The following is a 16,454-nucleotide window of genomic DNA, read 5'->3' on the forward strand; positions in this document are numbered from 1 at the left end:
ATGGACAGAAGCCCTTTGCCGTCAAGACTCTCAGCCTCATCAAGGAGATGGGCTGGTGCTGCGAGAGAGGATTGAACTCTCGACCTCACCATTACCAATGGTGTGCTCTACCACTGAGCTACCGCAGCAGGATCGTCGGCCTTTGCATCTGGCGGTCGCCGAAGGCGAGGGACAGGCGGGCGTCGTTCCGAAGCGGCGTCCTGATGCCACAAGCCCCGGGCGGACGCAACCCATGTCGTCATCCGGCGCGACGATAATGCTGGGCAGGCCGTTGCCAGCTGCCAGCGAAGCGGTTTGCGCACCTGCGCAAGGCGGCAAGGGCAACCCAACACATGCCAGGCGACAAGGATAGAATGGCGATGCCGGACCGGTCAGCCTCAGTCGGGCAGCAGGAGGCGCGGATCGATGCGAAACAGCCTTGCATCGCCGAGCAGATGGGCACTGAACCCTTGGCCCAGCAGCGGTCCGAAGGCGGCGTCCCGCAAGTTGAGACCACCGGCATAGGCGCCCATCGCCGGCATGACGCAGCGCTGGGGCGACAGCGCGAAGCAGCGCCGCCTCAGCGCCCGCCCGCGCATCCGCACCTTTGCGGCAGGGTGGAGATGACCTGCGATCTCGAAACCCGTCTCGCCCTCATCGGGCTCATGGCGCAGCGTGACGCCGCAAAGATCCACTGTCGCTGCGGTGTCTCCCCCCATCGCCCCGCTGATATGCGGATCGTGATTGCCGGTCACCCAGATCCAGTCGCGGCCGGCCTGCAGCGCTTTCAGCGTCGCGCGATTATCCGCGCAGAGCCGGATTTCGGCGGCGCGGTCGTGAAAGCTGTCGCCGAGCGCGATGATGCGCGCCGGTTGGTGACGGTGAATCGCCGCCGCCAGGCGGGCCAGCGTCGCGGTCGAATCATAGGGCGGCAGGAAGATGCCGCGCGTGGCATAGGACGAGCCCTTCTCCAGATGCAGATCGGCGACGACGAGCGTGCGCTCGTCCGGCAGCCAGAGCGCCCCCGACAGATCCGGCACCACGGCAAGCCGCCCCAGCAGGAAGACCGGGCTGCCCGTGATATCGCCCGCCACTGCGTTCACGCCATCGCCTCTTCTGTCAGCATCGCCTCGGCCTCCGCCAGGATCTCGTCGGCCGCCTCGCCATAGACCGTCTCTCGCCCGATCTCGAGCATGACGGAGACGCCCAGCGGCGAAACATGGGTGAGCGGCTGATGCACGATATGGCCGCTGATTCGTGTCAGCATCTGGCCCAGTCGCTGGATGTCGAGCAAGCCCGTTGCCGCATCCGCACGTGCGGCCTTGAGCAGCACATGCTCGGGCTCGTGCCGCCGCAGCACGTCGTAAACCAGGTCGGTCGACATCGTGACCTGCCGGCCGTTCTTCTCCTGCCCGGGAAAGCGCCGCTCGATCAGCCCGGCGATCACCGCGCATTGCCGGAAGGTGCGCTTCATCAGCGCCGATTCCGCCAACCACTCCTCGAGGTCGTCTCCGAGCATGTCCTGCGCGAACAGGTCGTCGAGGCTCAGGCTCCCGCGCGCGATCGCCGCCGACATGTCGCCAAGAGACCAGCAGGCCATGCCGTAATCATTGCAGACGAAGCCGAGCGGCCGCATCTTCGCGCGCTCCAGGCGCCGCGTCAGCAGCATGCCGAGCGTCTGGTGGGCGAGGCGGCCCTCGAAGGGATAGGCGACGAGATAGAACCGCCCCCCGCGCGGAAACGTCTCGACCAGCAATTCGCCGGGCTGGGGCAGGCGCGATTTCAGGCGCTGGGCATGCAGCCAGGACGAGACCTCCTCGGGCAGGCTGTCCCATTCCTTCGGGTTGGCCAGCATGGCGCGCACCCGGGCGGCGAGAAAGGTCGAGAGCGGGAATTTGCCGCCGGCATAGGACGGAATCTTGGGGTCGGTGCCGGGTGGCGCGCGCGAGCAGACGGCCTCGTTTTCGGTGATGCCCTCGAATCGCAGGACCTCGCCGGCGAAGATGAAGGTGTCGCCGGGCGTCATCGTCTCCGCGAAATACTCCTCGACCTCGCCCAGCACCCGCCCGCCGCGGGTGACCTGGGAGGGCTGGCCGGGCTTGCCGGCCCGTCCCCGCCCGAGTCGGACCTTGAGCATGGTCGATTCGACGATCGTGCCGACATTCATCCGATATTGCTGGATGATCCGGGCATCGCTGGCGCGCCAATGTCCGGCCTTGTCCTGGCGCAGCTTGGCGAAACGCTCGTAGCTCTTCAGCGCATAGCCGCCGGTCGCGACGAAATGCACCACCGCATCGAAATCCGCCCGCGCCAGCCCGGCATAGGGCGAGGCGGTGCAGACCTCGGCATAGAGCGCATCCGCCTCGAAGCCGTCCGAGCAGGCGACGCCGAGCACATGCTGGGCCAGCACGTCGAGCGCGCCGATGCGAGCATCCGCCGTGTCCTGCGCAGCCTCGGCGACGGCATCGAGCGCGGCGCGGCACTCCAGCAGCTCGAAGCGGTTGGAGGGCACCAGCAGCGCCTGCGAGGGCTCGTCCATGCGGTGGTTGGAGCGGCCGATGCGCTGCATCAGCCGGCTCGCACCCTTGGGTGCGCCGATATTGACGACGAGATCGACATCGCCCCAGTCGATTCCGAGATCGAGCGTCGCGGTGCAGACCACGGCCTTCAGCCGACCCTCGGCCATCGCCGCCTCGACCTTGCGGCGCTGGGTGGCATCAAGCGAGCCGTGATGCAGCGCGATCGGCAGATTGTCGTCGTTGATGGTCCACAGCGCCTGGAAGGCGAACTCCGCCTGCATGCGCGTGTTGACGAAGACCAGCGTCAGCTTATGCGCCTTGATCGCCTCGTAGATCGCGCCCATCGCATGGCCGGTGGTGTGGCCGGCCATCGGCAGCCGTGTCTGCGTCTGCAGGATGCCGATGCGGGCCGCCGCCCCGCCTTTGACGGTGACGAGGCCGGCCGGCGTGTCGCTGCCGCCGAGGAAGCGTTGCAGGTCGGCCGGCTCGCGCACGGTTGCCGAGAGGCCGACCGCGCTGACTTGCGGCGCCAGCGCCCGCAGCCGGGCGAGACCGAGCGACAGCAGGTCGCCGCGCTTGGAGGTGACCAGCGCATGCAGTTCGTCCAGCACGATCCGGCGCAGGCTGGAGAAGAAGGGGGCCGCGTCGCGGTGCGACACCAGGAGTGCGAGCTGTTCAGGCGTCGTCAGCAGGATGTCGGGCGGGCGCTGCATCTGGCGCGTGCGCTTGGCAGCCGAGGTGTCGCCGGTGCGGGTCTCGACCGTGATCGGCAGACCCATCTCGCGGATCGGTGCCTCGAGGTTGCGCGCGATATCGACGGCGAGCGCCTTCAGCGGCGAGATGTAGAGCGTGTGCAGCCCCTCGCGTTTGGCTTCGGGCACGGCCTGGCGCTCGGTCAGTTCGACCAGCGAGGGCAGGAAGCCCGCCAGCGTTTTGCCGGCGCCTGTTGGGGCGACAAGCAAGGTCGAGCGCCCGGCCCGCGCCTCGTCGAGCAGCGCGAGCTGATGCGGGCGCGCGCTCCAGCCCCGACTGGCAAACCAGCCGGCAAAGACGGGCGGAAGGGCGGGGAGGGCAACCATGGGCTCCAGAGATAAGGCGCGATGGCTGAGAACGAAAGGGGAATGGCTGTGGAGCTCGTCATGGCCTGTGCGTTCCGGCGCTCGTCCTGTGGCGCGCGATGATCGCCCCGGCTTGCTCCGCGAGCGGAGCCGCGCCACGCACGCTCAGGCTGAATGGCTTCGCCCACCCGAAGCTCGGAACAAGCGGCTTCGTTATAACTTGACATGTTATATCATTACATTTCATGGAGGCTCCTCGCAGCCCGCTTGAAAGGATACGACGCATGCTGACGATCATCTCCAGACCCGCTCGCGCGATTGCCTTGGCTTGCACCGTGCTCCTGGCAGGCAGCCTCGTCGCCGCAGGGCCGGCCGGGGCCAAGTCGAAGGGACACGATCATGCCCACGACCACAGCCACAGCCACGCTCATGGCGCGAACAGCGAGATCTATAACGGCTACTTCAAGGACGATCAGGTCAAGCCGCGCACGCTCGAAGACTGGGAAGGCGAGTGGCAGTCCGTCTACCCCTATCTGCTCGACGGGACTCTGGATCCGGTCATTGCCGAGAAGGCGAAGCACGGTGGCAAGAGCGCCAGTGAATACCGGACCTACTACGAAGCGGGCTACAAGACCGATGTCGATAAGATCGTTATCGCAGGCAGCAGCGTGAGCTTTTCCCGCGGGAAGCAATCGGCCAAGGCCAATTATGTGACGGATGGCTACGAGGTCCTCACCTACCCGAAGGGCAATCGCGGTGTGCGCTTCGTCTTCAGGAAGGCGGATGGCGATGAGGCGGCGCCGCAATTCATCCAGTTCAGCGATCACATGATCGCACCGGAAATCGCGGATCATTACCATCTCTATTGGGGCAACGACCGTGCCGCGCTGCTGAAAGAACTCACCAACTGGCCGACTTATTACCCAGCGGATCTGACAGGAAAGCAAATCGTCAAGGAGATGCTGGCCCATTGAGCGAGGCAGCGGCCATGCACGCAAACGCTCGTCCGCGCATGGCCGGCCCTTCCGTTATGCCTCCATCGCGCGGTGCCGCTTCCACCTGAATCGAGATCGGGGCTGGCCCGGCTTTCTCCAAATCCGGAAGCCGGCCCTCCGCTCGATTGCGTTGAAGGCATCGTCGGCGCGGACGGATCTCCGTCGCACCGCCGCACTGATCGTCGCCGTCATCCAGCCCGACCGAGGGGCTTCGCGAGGCTCACCGCCGCTCCGTCACCACCAGCAGCCCAGGCACGGCGACGTCACGATCCTGCCGCGTGCTGGCGGGCTCCAGGAGCAGAGGTCGAAGCCCCGCTTCCTTCAGCCGCCCCCGCAACCAGCCCTCCGCATGCGCGAACCGCCGATCCGCCCCGACGACGACGCCCTCGCCATCATGGCTCTGGACGGTGAAGGCGAAGAGCCCGCCGCGCTTCAGCACACGGGCCGTTTGCGCGAAAGCCGGGCGCAATTCGCCGAGATAGACGAAGACATCGGCGGCGAGGATGAGATCGACGCTGGCATCCGGACGGCTCGACAGGAAGGCGGTCAGGCCCGCGACAGCGAGCTTGTCATAGAGCGGGCTGCTAGCGGCGGTGGTCTTCGCCCGCGCCCGCTCGATCATCCTGGGCGAGACATCGCAGCCGGCGAGGAAGCCGGCCTGTTCGCGAATGGCTTCGCCCATCAGGCCGGTGCCACAGCCGAGATCCAGCACCGTATCGAACCGGAAGGCCCTGTCGGCGTTGTCGCAGAATGTCGCCAGCGCGGCCTTCAACAGGGCGGGAGCGGTGTAGTGCAGGGCCTGCGTCAGATGGCTGTCGAAGCGCTCGGCATAGGCGTCGAACAGGGTTCCGGAGAAGTTCTCGGAGGTCGCGTCCTCGGCAGCCATCGCGCCGATGCGGGCGAGGTCGAGTCGCGCCCCGAAATGATCGTTGGGGTCGAGATCGAGGCATTGCCGCCAGGCGGTCGCAGCCTCTTCCTTGTGGCCGAGCGCCTCCTGCGCCAGCCCGTAGAGATGCCAGGCGGCGGTGAAGTGGTAGGCCTGGGCCAGCGTCTGGTCGAGGATCTCGACGCAGGCCTGAGCGTCGCCCTCCTTGAAGGCGGCTTCCGCCCAGGCGTAGCGCCGGTCGAGCGTCGGATCGCCCGAGCCGGCCAAATGTGCGGTGGAGGCCTTTTCGATCATGGTCGAGGGTTTATCTGAGGAGCATGATACTGGCCAGACCGCGCACCGCACGCAGCTTGCGACCGTCCGAACTGCTGATTCCGACGCCCGCCGGCCTGTGGTGTCCGCCGGCCGACATCTATATCGACCCCGTCCGGCCCGTGGATCGGGCGCTGATCACCCATGGCCATTCCGACCATGCCCGCGCCGGCCATGGCGCCGTGCTGGCGACGCGCGAGACGCTCGCGATCATGGCGCTGCGCTATGGCGAGGGCTTCACGGGCGAGCGGCAGGAGGCGGTGATCGGCGAGACGGTTCGGATCGGCGCGGTCGATTTCACCTTCGTCCCGGCCGGCCATGTGCTGGGCTCGGCCCAGATCGTCGTCGAATCCGGCGGCCTGCGGATCGTGGTCTCCGGCGATTACAAGCGCGAGCGCGATCCGACCTGCGCCGGCTTCGAGCCCGTGCGCTGCGACATCTTCATCACCGAGGCGACCTTCGGGCTGCCGGTCTTCCGGCATCCGCCGGCCCATGGCGAGGTCGCCAAGCTCCTGGAATCGGTGCGGGTCTTTCCCGAACGGACGCATATCGTCGGCGCCTACTCGCTGGGCAAGGCGCAGCGCGTCATGGCCCTGATCCGCGAGGCCGGCTATGAGCGGCCGATCCATGTCCATGGCGCGATGGAGAAACTGACGGACTTCTACCTGTCCGAAGGGGCCGTTCTCGGCGAGATCCGCAAGGTGGTCGCCGCCGAGCGCAAGAGCCTGGGCGGCGAGATCGTCATCTGCCCGCCGAGCGCGATCCAGGACCTCTGGGCCCGAAAATTCCCCGATCCCGTGACGAGCTTCGCCTCCGGCTGGATGCGCATCCGCGCCCGCGCGCGGCAGAAGGGTGTCGAACTGCCCCTGATCGTCTCCGATCATGCCGATTGGGACGATCTCCAGGCCACGATCCGGGAGACGCAGGCCCGGGAGATCTGGGTCACCCATGGCGAAGCCGAGGCGCTTGTCCATTGGTGCGGCACGGTCGGCCTAAAGGCCAAGCCGCTGCACCTCGTCGGCTATGGCGATGAGGGCGAAACGGAATCGTCTGGAGCAGATGCGTCGCTGGAGGCCGCCGATGCGACCGCGGTCTGATGCCGGGTTATCGGCCCTGCGCCACGACGGGGCGGCCCGTCGCGGTCAGCGACACCAGCCCCGCGGCCATGTCGCGGGCGAGGCAGTCATAGCCGGCATCGCTCATATGGAAGCTGTCGGGCGCGAGCGCGGCGGCGAAGCCGCGTTCATCGGCGGCATGCCATTCGCGCATCGTCTCGTAGCGCGTGAACACCGGAACGTTCTGGCCCTTGGCGATGTCGCCGATCGCCTGGACATAGTCGCGGTAGCGGGCAGGTTCGCGGATGCCGGGAAAGAACTGCGGGTCGAGCAGGGCCAGGCTCACGCCCGCCTGTCGCACGGTGGCGATGCCGTCGCTCACCATCGCCTTGAAGGCGGCCATGTCGCCGCCCCGGACCGCGTCGTTGGTGCCGACCTGCCAGATCACCAGGTCATAGCGCCGCTCGGTCAATGTCTGCTTCAGGCGAACCAGCGTCTGCGGAGCGATTTCACCACCGATTCCGGCATTGGCGATCGTGACCTGAACGCGCGGCCAGGCCGACGTCAGCAGGGCCTGCAGCCGCGAGGGATAGCTCTTGTCGCGCGTCGAGGCCCCGACGCCCTCGGTCGAGGACGAGCCGATGGCAAGGATCTCAAGTTTTCCGCCCGCCGCGAGCTTGGGGGCGAGCCCGCTCAGCCGCTCTGTTGCGTCCACGATCGGCGTTTCGCGGCAGACAAACGAGGCCGCTTGCGCTGCGCCCGCCAGCGTCGCCGCTGCGAAGACATTCAAGGCCAGCATTCGCAACGCAAAGCGCATCAGCAGTCAGTCCCCCGACAAGGGGATGAGCCTGCCGGCCCTTTCATGAACGGAAACTGAATGATGCGGCGCAACCATCCGATCGCTCGCTGCGCGATGCTGTTCCTTTGGGGTGACAAGCCGTGAACCGGTTCGCCTGGCTGCTCGATCGTCTCGCCTATGAACCGCGCCGCAACGCCAAGCTGGCGCTGATCGCGGACTACCTGCGCACCACGCCAGATCCCGATCGCGGGCTGGCGCTGGCGGCGATGACGGGCGGTCTGGTCTTCCCCAACGCCAAGGCGGGCCTGATCCGGGCGCTGATCGCCGAGCGCAGCGATCCGGTGCTGTTTGCGCTGTCCTATGACTATGTCGGCGATCTCTCGGAGACGGTCGCCCTGATGTGGCCCGCGATGCATGGCGCCAACGCCGTGCCGCATCTCCCTGATGTCGTCGAGGGGCTGCGCAGTGTCGGCAAGTCCGAACTGCCCCGACTCGTCGCCTCATGGCTCGATGCGCTCGACGAGAACGGGCGCTGGGCGCTGCTCAAGTTGATCACCGGTAGCTTGCGCATCGGCGTCTCGGCGCGGCTTGCCAAGACGGCCGCCGCCAGCCTCGGCGGCATTGCGCCTGACGAGGTCGAGCAGGTCTGGCACGGGCTGGAGCCGCCCTACGCCACGCTCTTTGCCTGGCTCGAAGGGCGCGGCCCGCGACCCGAGGCGACCGACCCGGCGCCGTTCCGGCCGGTTATGCTGTCGCACCCGATCGAGGACGGCGATTTCGAGAAGATGGACCCGGCACAGTTCCAGGCCGAGTGGAAATGGGACGGCATCCGCGTGCAGGCCGTCAGCGGCACACGGCCCGACGGCACGCGCGTCACCCGCCTGTTCTCGCGCACCGGCGAGAACATCGCCCCGGCATTTCCCGATGTCGTCGAAGCGATGACACAGGATGGCGCGATCGACGGCGAACTGCTGGTGCGTCGAGGGGACACGGTGCAGAGCTTCAACACGCTGCAGCAGCGGCTCAACCGCAAGAGCGTCACCGCCAAGATGCTGGTCGAACATCCGGCTCACATCCGCGCCTATGATCTGCTGGTCGATGGTGCGGAGGATCTGCGCAGCTTGCCTCTCTCGCAGCGCCGTGAACGCCTGGAGGGCTTTGTCGCGAGACTGGGCAGCCCCATCGTCGATCTTTCGCCGCCGATCGTCTTCTCAAATTGGGAGGACCTTGCTGCCGCCAGGGCCGATCCGGCGGCGGCCGGCGCGGGAGCGGATGCAGAAGCCGTCGAGGGCTGCATGATCAAGCGGCTCGAATCGCCCTATCTGCCGGGGCGCCCCAAGGGCCATTGGTGGAAATGGAAGCGCGAGGCCAGACTCATCGACTGCGTGCTGATGTATGCCCAGCGCGGCCACGGCAAGCGCTCGTCCTTCTATTCGGACTTCACCTTCGGCGTCTGGCGCGTCGGTGAGGCCGGAGCGGACGAACTGGTCCCGGTGGGAAAAGCCTATTTCGGCTTCACCGACGAGGAACTGGTCGAACTTGACCGCTATGTCCGCAAGCACACGCTCAACCGTTTCGGGCCCGTGCGCGAGGTCACGCACACGGTCGAGAGCGGGCTCGTTTTCGAAGTCGCTTTTGAGGGTCTGCAGCGCTCGACGCGGCACAAATCGGGTGTCGCCATGCGCTTCCCCCGCATCAGCCGCATTCGCTGGGACAAGCCGCCGCGCGAGGCCGATCGCATCGAGGCGCTGGAGTCCCTCTTGCCGGCAAGTGGTTGAAGCCAACTCAGGCGCGCAGCGGCAGCCCCACCACGAAACTGCCCGCAAGAAGCAGCACGGCCGCAACCGCGTGATAGGCGGCAAATCGCAGGAACACCGCCCGCCGGACGCCTGAAAGGAGCCGCTGCGCCAGGGGTTCGGGTGGGCGCTCGGTTTCGTCGAGCATCAACCAGACCTCGGTCCGCCGGAACGGCTTGTTGGGCGCACGCTGGGCCATCAGCAGCAGCACGCTCATGACCAGCAGCGCGCTATAGCCCCCGGCCTTCAGCGTCGCGGCCAGATTGGCCGAGAGCCCGATCATCATGCACAGCGTCGCCAGCCCCGCGAAGCCGCAGCCGCGTGCCGTCGAGATTTCGGCGAGAAGTCGCAGGCGGTGATGAGGGTCGTGGGTCATGCAGGACTGAGGCTCGGCAGAACTCCACAGTGTCTGACGCTGCGGCAAGCCTGAAATCACCGTCTCGTGAGGTGCTTTCGGCAGCGCGACCGGCTCAGCCGCCCATCCCGACAAAGACCGGCACGGCCAGCACAAGCAGCCCCGCCAGCCAGACGCCCAGCGACACCGCGTCGCTTTGCGTGCGGCCCGTCACGCGCTCGAAGATCGCCGCACCGGCTCCCGCAACGATCAGGCAGGAGATCGAGACCAGCAGCGAGGTGAAGTAGAACAGCAGGATCGGCGACGAGATGTAGAAGGTCGGGGCGATCAGGAACTTCACGACGATGAAGGCGGGATCGAAGAAGGGCGAGAAATGCATGCCCGAGAGCAGCGAGGCACCGGCGATGCCGATGAGCAGGCCATCCTGACGGATGAGGGTTTCGCGCTCGTCGCTCATGTGGCGGCTCCGGGAACGATCGGCAGCAGGCCGAGGGAACGGATCAGGAAATAGAAGGCGACACGCAGCAGCAGCAGCCAGATGATCGCAAACAGGTTCAGGAGCGGCGGCGGCACGATGGCCGGCGTCACCACGCGCACCGCGTTCAGGATCGGGTCGGTGATCTGCTTGAACACCCGCCAGACGACCTTTTCGCTCTCCGGCGGGAACAGCAGCGAGAGAATATAGCGTCCCAGCAGCGTGTAGATCGCCGCCGCCAGCATGATGTTGGGGATGTGAAACAGCCAGAATCCGGCTTCCTGAGCCACGCGCGAATACTCCGAAGGCGGATGGTGGATGCGGGGAACGATCGCCCCGCGGGTGTGAATGACGAAGGGGCGGGACGCAAGTCCCGCCCCTTCGCATGATGGATTGAGATCAGGCCGCGATCAGGCGGTCTTCTCTTCCATGATCGTGCCGCCACGCGGACGACGGCAGGAATCGACGAAGTCCTGCAGTTCCTTCGAGGGGGCCGTGGTCATGCGCGACACCACGAACATCACGATGAACCCGACCGGCAGGCCGAAGATCGCCGAGGAGATGTTGTTGATGTTGAACCACCCGACCTTGGATGCGAGCGGATGGGCGCCGGTGACCCAGCCCTCCATCGCGTTCGGCAGCGCCATCACCTTGGCCAGATCGACCACCGGCGCGCTGGTGACCGGGTTGAGCAGCGAGGTCATCCCGGCATAGGACACGCCGAAGCCCGGGAAGTAGCGGGTCACGACGAGGTAGAACAGCGTCACGCCGAAGCCGGCGATGATGCCCGCGACCGCGCCAGCCTTGTTGGTCCGCTTGTCCCAGATGCCCAGCACCAGCGCCGGGAAGAGACCCGCGGCCGCCAGCGAGAAGGCCCAGGAGACCATCGCCAGGATGTCCGCCGGCCGCTTGGACGCCGTCCACGCCGCAGCGAGCGCCACCACCACGAGCAGGATGCGCGAGATGATGAGCCGCCGTGCCGCTGGCGCCTTCGGATCGATCACCTTGTAGTAGATGTCGTGCGAGAGCGCGTTGGCGATGGCAAGCAGCAGGCCGTCGGCGGTCGAGAGCGCCGCCGCCAGGCCACCGGCGGCGACGAGGCCGGCGATGACATAGGGCAGGCCCGCGATTTCCGGCGTGGAGAGCACGACCACGTCGGTGTTGATGCCGAAATCCTGCAGGCGCAGCACGCCGGTGTTGCCGGCCATGGCCTGGCAGGCGGCGGTGATGGTCGCGACGCTGTCGGCGGCCTTGCCGCAGATCGTGACCAGGCCGAGCTTGCCATAGGTGAACACCCAGGCCGGCATCTCGGCGATCGGCTTGCCGATCAGCGTCGAGTAGACCTCGAGCTTGGAGAAGGCGGCATAGGCCGGGGCGGTGAAGTAGAGCAGGAAGATGAACAGCAGCGACCAGGCGACCGACATGCGCGCGTCACGCACCGAAGGGGTGGTGAAATAGCGCATCAGGACGTGCGGCAGCGAGGCGGTGCCGACCATCAGGCACAGGATCAGCGCGAAATAGTTCGCCGGGCTGTACGAGGTGAAGGGCTGCACATGCGACTTGGCGGCCATGATCGATTCTGTGGCGAGACCGCGGGCGACGAAGCTCTGCTCCAGCGCCGTGATCTCCGCGATCGCCGCGCCATAGGTCAACTGCGGGATCGGCAGGCCGAACTTCTGCGCCGAGAGGATGACCACCGGGATCAGATAGGCGACGATCAGCACGATGTACTGGGCGACCTGCGTCCAGGTGACGGCGCGCATGCCGCCGAGCATGGAGCAGACCAGGATGCCGAGCAGGCCGACATAGACCGCCACGACGAAGTCCATGCCCAGGAAGCGCTGGGCGATCAGGCCGGTCGCAAAGATCTGCGCCACCACATAGGTGAAGGAGCATGCCAGCAGCACCATGACGCCGAGCATGCGCGCCGCATTGCCGCCGTAACGCGCCGCCAGGAAGTCCGGCACGGTGTAGGCGCCGAATTTGCGCAGGAACGGCGCGACCAGCACGGCCACCAGCACATAGCCGCCAGTCCAGCCGAGCACGAAGGCGAGACCGTCATAGCCGAGCAGGAAGAGCGAACCCGCCATGCCGACGAAGGACGCGCCCGACATCCAGTCCGCGCCCGTCGCCATGCCGTTGTAGAACGCCGGAACTTTGCGGCCAGCGACATAGTATTCGGACACCTGCACGGTGCGCGAGACGATGCCGATGAAGGCGTAGACCAGGATGGTGAAGCCGACGAACATATAGCCGAGGATCTGGTTGGGGACGCCGACCCGCTCCAGAATGGCGATGAGGATGACGAAAGCGGCGAAACCGCCGGTATAGATGCCGTAGATCCGGCCGAGGTTGGAGGTGAAGTCACCGCCGCCCGATTGTGCTTGCGTTGCCATGATCAGATGCTCCCCCCGCTCACTCGTCTTCGCCGAAGCCGGCTTCGCTGTCGATCTTGTCCTGGGCCTTGGCGAACCAGAACAGCATCGCAACGAAAACGATCAGGGAACCCTGGGCCGCCATGTAGAATCCCAGCGGGAATCCGAAGATCTTGATCCCGTTGAGCGGGGTGACGAAGGCGTGGATCACGTAGCCGAAGAAGAACCACAGCGACATCATGATGATCATCAGCCGCTTGGTTTTTTGCCAGTGTTCGTCGTCCGGAGTTGCATTCATGGTTTTTCGCTCCCTCAGCGCGCTTTAATTGATTTTGGACTGTTGGCGTCTGCCGCTTCTCCGTGGCGATCCAGCTTGGACTCGCCATTACGGCGCTACGTTAAGGCAATGGCGCGCCTGAAAGAATGTGGACTTAAGGCGTACGAGCGAGCATGAGTCTTGCGTTTATACTGCATTGCAGCAATTCCATTGCGCGACGGCGCCTCCGCTTGCAGCCGTAAGGCTTGAGGTTGCGGGCGCAACTGGGGCACACTGGCGGCTTGGACAAGGATTGGCTCCCATGAAACGGCAACCGTCGACGCGGATCGTCATCGCGGACGATCATCCGCTCTTTCGGGGGGCGCTGCGGCAAGCCGTCTCGACAGCGCTCGAAGGCGCAGATGTCAGCGAGGTCGGCTCGCTCGAGGCATTGACCGAGGTCCTGAATGCGGGTGGCGATGCCGATCTCGTCCTGCTTGATCTGACCATGCCGGGGGTGCAGGGCTTCTCGGGCCTGCTGTTCTTGCGGGCTGATCATCCCGAGGTGCCGGTCATCGTCGTCTCGGCCCATGACGACCCAGCCGTCATCCGTCGCTGCATCGAGTTTGGCGCGCTCGGTTTCCTGCCGAAGACCGCCGATGTCGAGCAGATGGGCGAGGCGATCCGCGCGGTCCTCGAAGGCGGAGTCTGGACCCCGCCGGGGATCGATCTCAATGCGCCGGTCGATGCCGAGACCGCGACCATGGTCCGCAACCTCTCAAGCCTGACGCCGCAGCAGGTGCGGGTGCTGATGATGCTGTCGGAAGGTTTGCTCAACAAGCAGATCGCCTACGAACTCGGCGTCTCGGAAGCCACGGTCAAGGCGCATGTCTCGGCGATCCTGACCAAGCTCAACGTCGACAGCCGCACCCAGGCGGTGATCGCCGCCGCCAAGATCGCCGGCACCGCCTGGGCGACGACCGGGGCCTCCGCCACCTTGTGAACGGGCGCGCCGGCGCGGTTGACAGCGCGTTCAGTCCCGGTTCAACCGTCGGGTTGTTGATGAAAGCGCAATCGAGGATAGACCCGCCATGGCCAACGGCAATATCGAACGCTTTCTCGGCGGCTCGCCGCTCGGCGTGCTGGTGCGCCTGCTCTTCATCTCGCTCCTGGTCGGCGCGGCGATGGCGTTTCTGGGCCTGTCGCCGCGCGCGCTCTACGAAGGCGCGGCCCGCTTCGTCCGGTCGCTGGGCGATCTCGGCTTCGGCGCCGTGCGCGAGGTCGGCCAATGGGTCCTTGCCGGCGCGCTTCTGGTGGTGCCGCTCTGGCTCCTGTCGAGGCTGTTTGCGGCGCGGCGCTGAGCCTAGACTAGAGCATCTCGCCGCGCGCGATCGCCTCTGCATCGCGCCCCACCAGCGCATTCAGCCTGGACAGACCTGCCTTGCGTGCTTCCGTCGCGAGCCCGGCCTTGATCGTCTTCACCAGACCCGGCCCCTGGAACACCATGGCCGAATAGAACTGCACCAGATCGGCACCGGCGCGGATCTTGGCGTAGGCTGTTGCGCCTGAATCGATGCCACCCACGCCGATCAGCGGGAACTGACGCTCGACCCGCAGGAAGGTCTGGGCCAGCAGCACGGTCGAGGATTCGAAGAGCGGCTTTCCCGAAAGCCCGCCCGTCTCGGTCTTCCCCGCGCTGCGCAGGCTCTGGGGCCGCGCGATCGTGGTGTTGGAGACGATCATGCCGTCGATGCCGCGCCGGCGCGCCACCGAGATCATCCCGTCGAGTTCGGGCAGCGTCAGGTCTGGCGCGATCTTGAGCAGCATCGGCGTCGGCCTACCTCCGGCCGCAGCCACGTCGCGCGCCTCGATGGAGCGAGCGATGAGTTCGTCGAGCGCAGCTTCGGCCTGCAGATCGCGCAGGCCCGGCGTATTGGGCGAGGACACGTTGACCGTCAGGAAATCTGCGAGTGGGGCAAGCCTCCGCGTCAGCACGGCATAGTCGTCGGCGCGGTCGGCGGAGTCCTTGTTGGCGCCGAGATTGACGCCGACGAGACCGCCGCGCGACCGCCGCGCCGTCAGCCGCTGCGCGACGACCTCCATGCCGTCGCTGTTGAGGCCGTAGCGGTTGATCACCGCCGCGTCCTCGATCAGGCGGAACACGCGAGGCTTCGGATTGCCGGGCTGGGGCAGGGGGGTGACGCCGCCGATTTCCACGAAGCCGAAGCCAAGCCCGAGAGCCCCGTCGATGGCCTCGGCGTGCTTGTCAAAGCCCGCCGCGAGTCCGACCGGGTTGGAGAAGGACAGCCCGAAGGCCTCGGTGGCAAGGACCGGGTCGTCGGGCGCCGGCCTCAGCGACGGTGCGGCGGCGAGCGCGGCGACTGTCAGGCGGTGCGCGGTCTCGGCATCCATCTTGTGGATCAGCGGCCGGGCGAGATTGAACAGGGAGCCGATCACGCGATGTCCTCCGGGATGACGTGCCGGCCGTCCCCGTCCACTGACAGCGGCGCCACCCAGCGCACGGCCTTCGGGTCGAGCGCGGCATACAGATGCGGGAACAGCGCGCCGCCCCGCGAAGGCTCGTAGCGCAGCGCTTCACCCAGAGTCGCGTCGTCCACCGCGATCAGCAACAAATCTCGCTGCCCGGCGAAGTGCCTGGCCGCCGTTTCGCGGACCTGCGCCCCGGTCGAGAAATGAATGTAGCCATCGGTCAGGTCGATCGCGGCGCCGGCAAAGCGCCCGGCGGCCTCGGCCTCGCGCCAGAGTGTCTGAGGACAGATCTTGTAGATGAGCGGCACGGAAAACCTCGGCGGATAGGGGCCATCGATGGCATAGCGACTGTCAGGAGCCTTGGGCAATTTTTATCGGCATCGCGTTCGAAATCAGATTGAAATCTCATCGTGTAGGGGATATTTCCTATTTTAATCCCCGCCAATCGGCAACATCCCAGCGAGGTCTCCGCGGTGCTGTCCCACGACCAGATCTGGAGTGCGATCGACTCGCTCGCCCAGCGCTATGGCTTCACCGCTTCGGGGCTGGCGCGCAAGGCCGGGCTCGACGCGACCACCTTCAACCGGTCCAAACGCATCGGGCCCGACGGGCGCGAGCGCTGGCCCTCGACCGAATCGATCGCGAAGGTTCTCCAGGCGACAGGCGCGTCGCTGGACGAATTCATGAGCGTGGTGATGCGGCGTGGCGCGGCGCCGTCGCGCACGATTCCGCTGATAGGGTTCGCTCAGGCGGGCTCGGGCGGCTTCTTCGACGATGGTGGCTTCCCGGTCGGCACCGGTTGGGAGGAGGTCGCCTTTCCCGGCGTCGCCGACGAGAAGGCCTATGCGCTCGAAATTTCGGGTGATTCGATGCTGCCGCTCTATCGCGACGGCGACACCATCATCGTTTCGCCAACCGCCACCGTGCGCCGTGGCGACCGTGTCGTGGTCAAGACGGTGGACGGCGAGGTTTTGGCCAAGCAGCTCAAGCGCCAGACCGCCAAGACGGTTGAGCTCGCCTCGCTCAATCCCGATCACAGCGACCGGGTGCTGGGTCTGTCCGACATCACCTTCATGGCCCGCGTGATCTGGGCGAGCCAGTAAC

At 66.3% G+C, this 16,454-nt stretch carries 17 protein-coding genes and 1 tRNA gene; 6 read left to right on the forward strand and 12 right to left on the reverse strand.

Features of this window, described 5'->3' with window-relative positions; translation table 11 throughout:
- Nucleotides 1-53: 53 nt before the first annotated feature.
- From IP69_RS08295 to IP69_RS08305, 3 genes are all read right to left on the reverse strand, one after another.
- Nucleotides 54-128 (reverse strand) — tRNA-Thr (locus IP69_RS08295).
- Nucleotides 129-377: 249 nt separating this feature from the next.
- On the reverse strand, nucleotides 378-1,073 hold the full coding sequence (gene pdeM / locus IP69_RS08300) for a ligase-associated DNA damage response endonuclease PdeM (protein WP_248306765.1): 696 nt from the start codon (nucleotides 1,071-1,073) through the stop codon (nucleotides 378-380).
- Nucleotides 1,074-1,078: 5 nt separating this feature from the next.
- A complete protein-coding gene (locus tag IP69_RS08305) occupies nucleotides 1,079-3,577 on the reverse strand; it encodes a ligase-associated DNA damage response DEXH box helicase (protein ID WP_054142352.1) in 2,499 nt (832 codons plus the stop codon).
- 263 nt (nucleotides 3,578-3,840) lie between these two features.
- Between IP69_RS08305 and IP69_RS08310 the strand changes: the two genes are divergently transcribed.
- Nucleotides 3,841-4,530, forward strand: coding sequence for a metal-binding protein ZinT (locus IP69_RS08310; protein WP_054142353.1), 690 nt, complete (start codon nucleotides 3,841-3,843; stop codon nucleotides 4,528-4,530).
- Nucleotides 4,531-4,771: 241 nt separating this feature from the next.
- Here the strand turns inward: IP69_RS08310 and IP69_RS08315 are convergent, their stop codons facing one another.
- Complete coding sequence (locus tag IP69_RS08315; RefSeq protein WP_054142354.1) at nucleotides 4,772-5,731, reverse strand: methyltransferase; 960 nt, start codon at nucleotides 5,729-5,731, stop codon at nucleotides 4,772-4,774.
- 23 nt (nucleotides 5,732-5,754) lie between these two features.
- On the opposite strand from IP69_RS08315, the gene IP69_RS08320 reads away from it, so the two are divergent.
- Nucleotides 5,755-6,846 carry a ligase-associated DNA damage response exonuclease gene (locus tag IP69_RS08320; protein ID WP_054142355.1) on the forward strand — a complete coding sequence of 364 codons (1,092 nt, stop codon included), beginning with the start codon at nucleotides 5,755-5,757 and terminating at the stop codon, nucleotides 6,844-6,846.
- Nucleotides 6,847-6,853: 7 nt separating this feature from the next.
- Here the strand turns inward: IP69_RS08320 and IP69_RS08325 are convergent, their stop codons facing one another.
- The gene (locus IP69_RS08325) at nucleotides 6,854-7,594 is read right to left on the reverse strand and encodes an SGNH/GDSL hydrolase family protein (RefSeq protein ID WP_210165942.1); all 741 of its coding nucleotides are present in this window, start codon (nucleotides 7,592-7,594) and stop codon (nucleotides 6,854-6,856) included.
- Between the two features lie 149 nt (nucleotides 7,595-7,743).
- Here IP69_RS08325 and IP69_RS08330 point away from each other — a divergent pair, with 149 nt between their 5' ends.
- Entirely contained in the window at nucleotides 7,744-9,381 is a 1,638-nt protein-coding gene (locus tag IP69_RS08330) for a cisplatin damage response ATP-dependent DNA ligase (RefSeq protein WP_054142357.1), read from the forward strand.
- A 7-nt stretch (nucleotides 9,382-9,388) separates the two neighbouring features.
- On the opposite strand, the gene IP69_RS08335 is transcribed toward IP69_RS08330, so the two are convergent.
- From IP69_RS08335 to IP69_RS08355, 5 genes are all read right to left on the reverse strand, one after another.
- Nucleotides 9,389-9,775: a hypothetical protein gene (locus IP69_RS08335; protein WP_054142358.1), complete on the reverse strand. Its 387-nt coding sequence runs from the start codon at nucleotides 9,773-9,775 to the stop codon at nucleotides 9,389-9,391.
- Between the two features lie 94 nt (nucleotides 9,776-9,869).
- Nucleotides 9,870-10,211 carry a hypothetical protein gene (locus IP69_RS08340; RefSeq protein ID WP_054142359.1) on the reverse strand — a complete coding sequence of 114 codons (342 nt, stop codon included), beginning with the start codon at nucleotides 10,209-10,211 and terminating at the stop codon, nucleotides 9,870-9,872.
- The gene (locus IP69_RS08345; RefSeq protein ID WP_054142360.1) at nucleotides 10,208-10,519 is read right to left on the reverse strand and encodes a YggT family protein; all 312 of its coding nucleotides are present in this window, start codon (nucleotides 10,517-10,519) and stop codon (nucleotides 10,208-10,210) included. Before IP69_RS08345 ends, IP69_RS08340 begins: the two co-directional genes overlap by 4 nt.
- Before the next feature lie 120 nt (nucleotides 10,520-10,639).
- Nucleotides 10,640-12,625, reverse strand: coding sequence for a sodium:solute symporter family protein (locus IP69_RS08350; RefSeq protein WP_054142361.1), 1,986 nt, complete (start codon nucleotides 12,623-12,625; stop codon nucleotides 10,640-10,642).
- 19 nt (nucleotides 12,626-12,644) lie between these two features.
- Nucleotides 12,645-12,902, reverse strand: coding sequence for a DUF4212 domain-containing protein (locus IP69_RS08355; RefSeq protein WP_082359151.1), 258 nt, complete (start codon nucleotides 12,900-12,902; stop codon nucleotides 12,645-12,647).
- A gap of 280 nt (nucleotides 12,903-13,182) precedes the next feature.
- Between IP69_RS08355 and IP69_RS08360 the strand changes: the two genes are divergently transcribed.
- On the forward strand, nucleotides 13,183-13,863 hold the full coding sequence (locus tag IP69_RS08360) for a response regulator transcription factor (RefSeq protein WP_054142362.1): 681 nt from the start codon (nucleotides 13,183-13,185) through the stop codon (nucleotides 13,861-13,863).
- 88 nt (nucleotides 13,864-13,951) lie between these two features.
- A complete protein-coding gene (locus IP69_RS08365; protein WP_054142363.1) occupies nucleotides 13,952-14,221 on the forward strand; it encodes a DUF6460 domain-containing protein in 270 nt (89 codons plus the stop codon).
- A gap of 7 nt (nucleotides 14,222-14,228) precedes the next feature.
- On the opposite strand, the gene IP69_RS08370 is transcribed toward IP69_RS08365, so the two are convergent.
- Nucleotides 14,229-15,317: a quinone-dependent dihydroorotate dehydrogenase gene (locus tag IP69_RS08370; RefSeq protein ID WP_054142364.1), complete on the reverse strand. Its 1,089-nt coding sequence runs from the start codon at nucleotides 15,315-15,317 to the stop codon at nucleotides 14,229-14,231.
- Complete coding sequence (locus IP69_RS08375; protein ID WP_054142417.1) at nucleotides 15,314-15,658, reverse strand: DUF952 domain-containing protein; 345 nt, start codon at nucleotides 15,656-15,658, stop codon at nucleotides 15,314-15,316. The genes IP69_RS08370 and IP69_RS08375 overlap by 4 nt, the downstream gene beginning before the upstream one ends.
- 165 nt (nucleotides 15,659-15,823) lie before the next feature.
- Between IP69_RS08375 and IP69_RS08380 the strand changes: the two genes are divergently transcribed.
- Entirely contained in the window at nucleotides 15,824-16,453 is a 630-nt protein-coding gene (locus IP69_RS08380; RefSeq protein ID WP_054142365.1) for a helix-turn-helix transcriptional regulator, read from the forward strand.
- The last annotated feature ends 1 nt before the right edge of the window (nucleotide 16,454 follow it).

Source organism: Allobosea sp. AAP35, assembly GCF_001295925.1.
GTDB lineage: Bacteria > Pseudomonadota > Alphaproteobacteria > Rhizobiales > Beijerinckiaceae > Allobosea.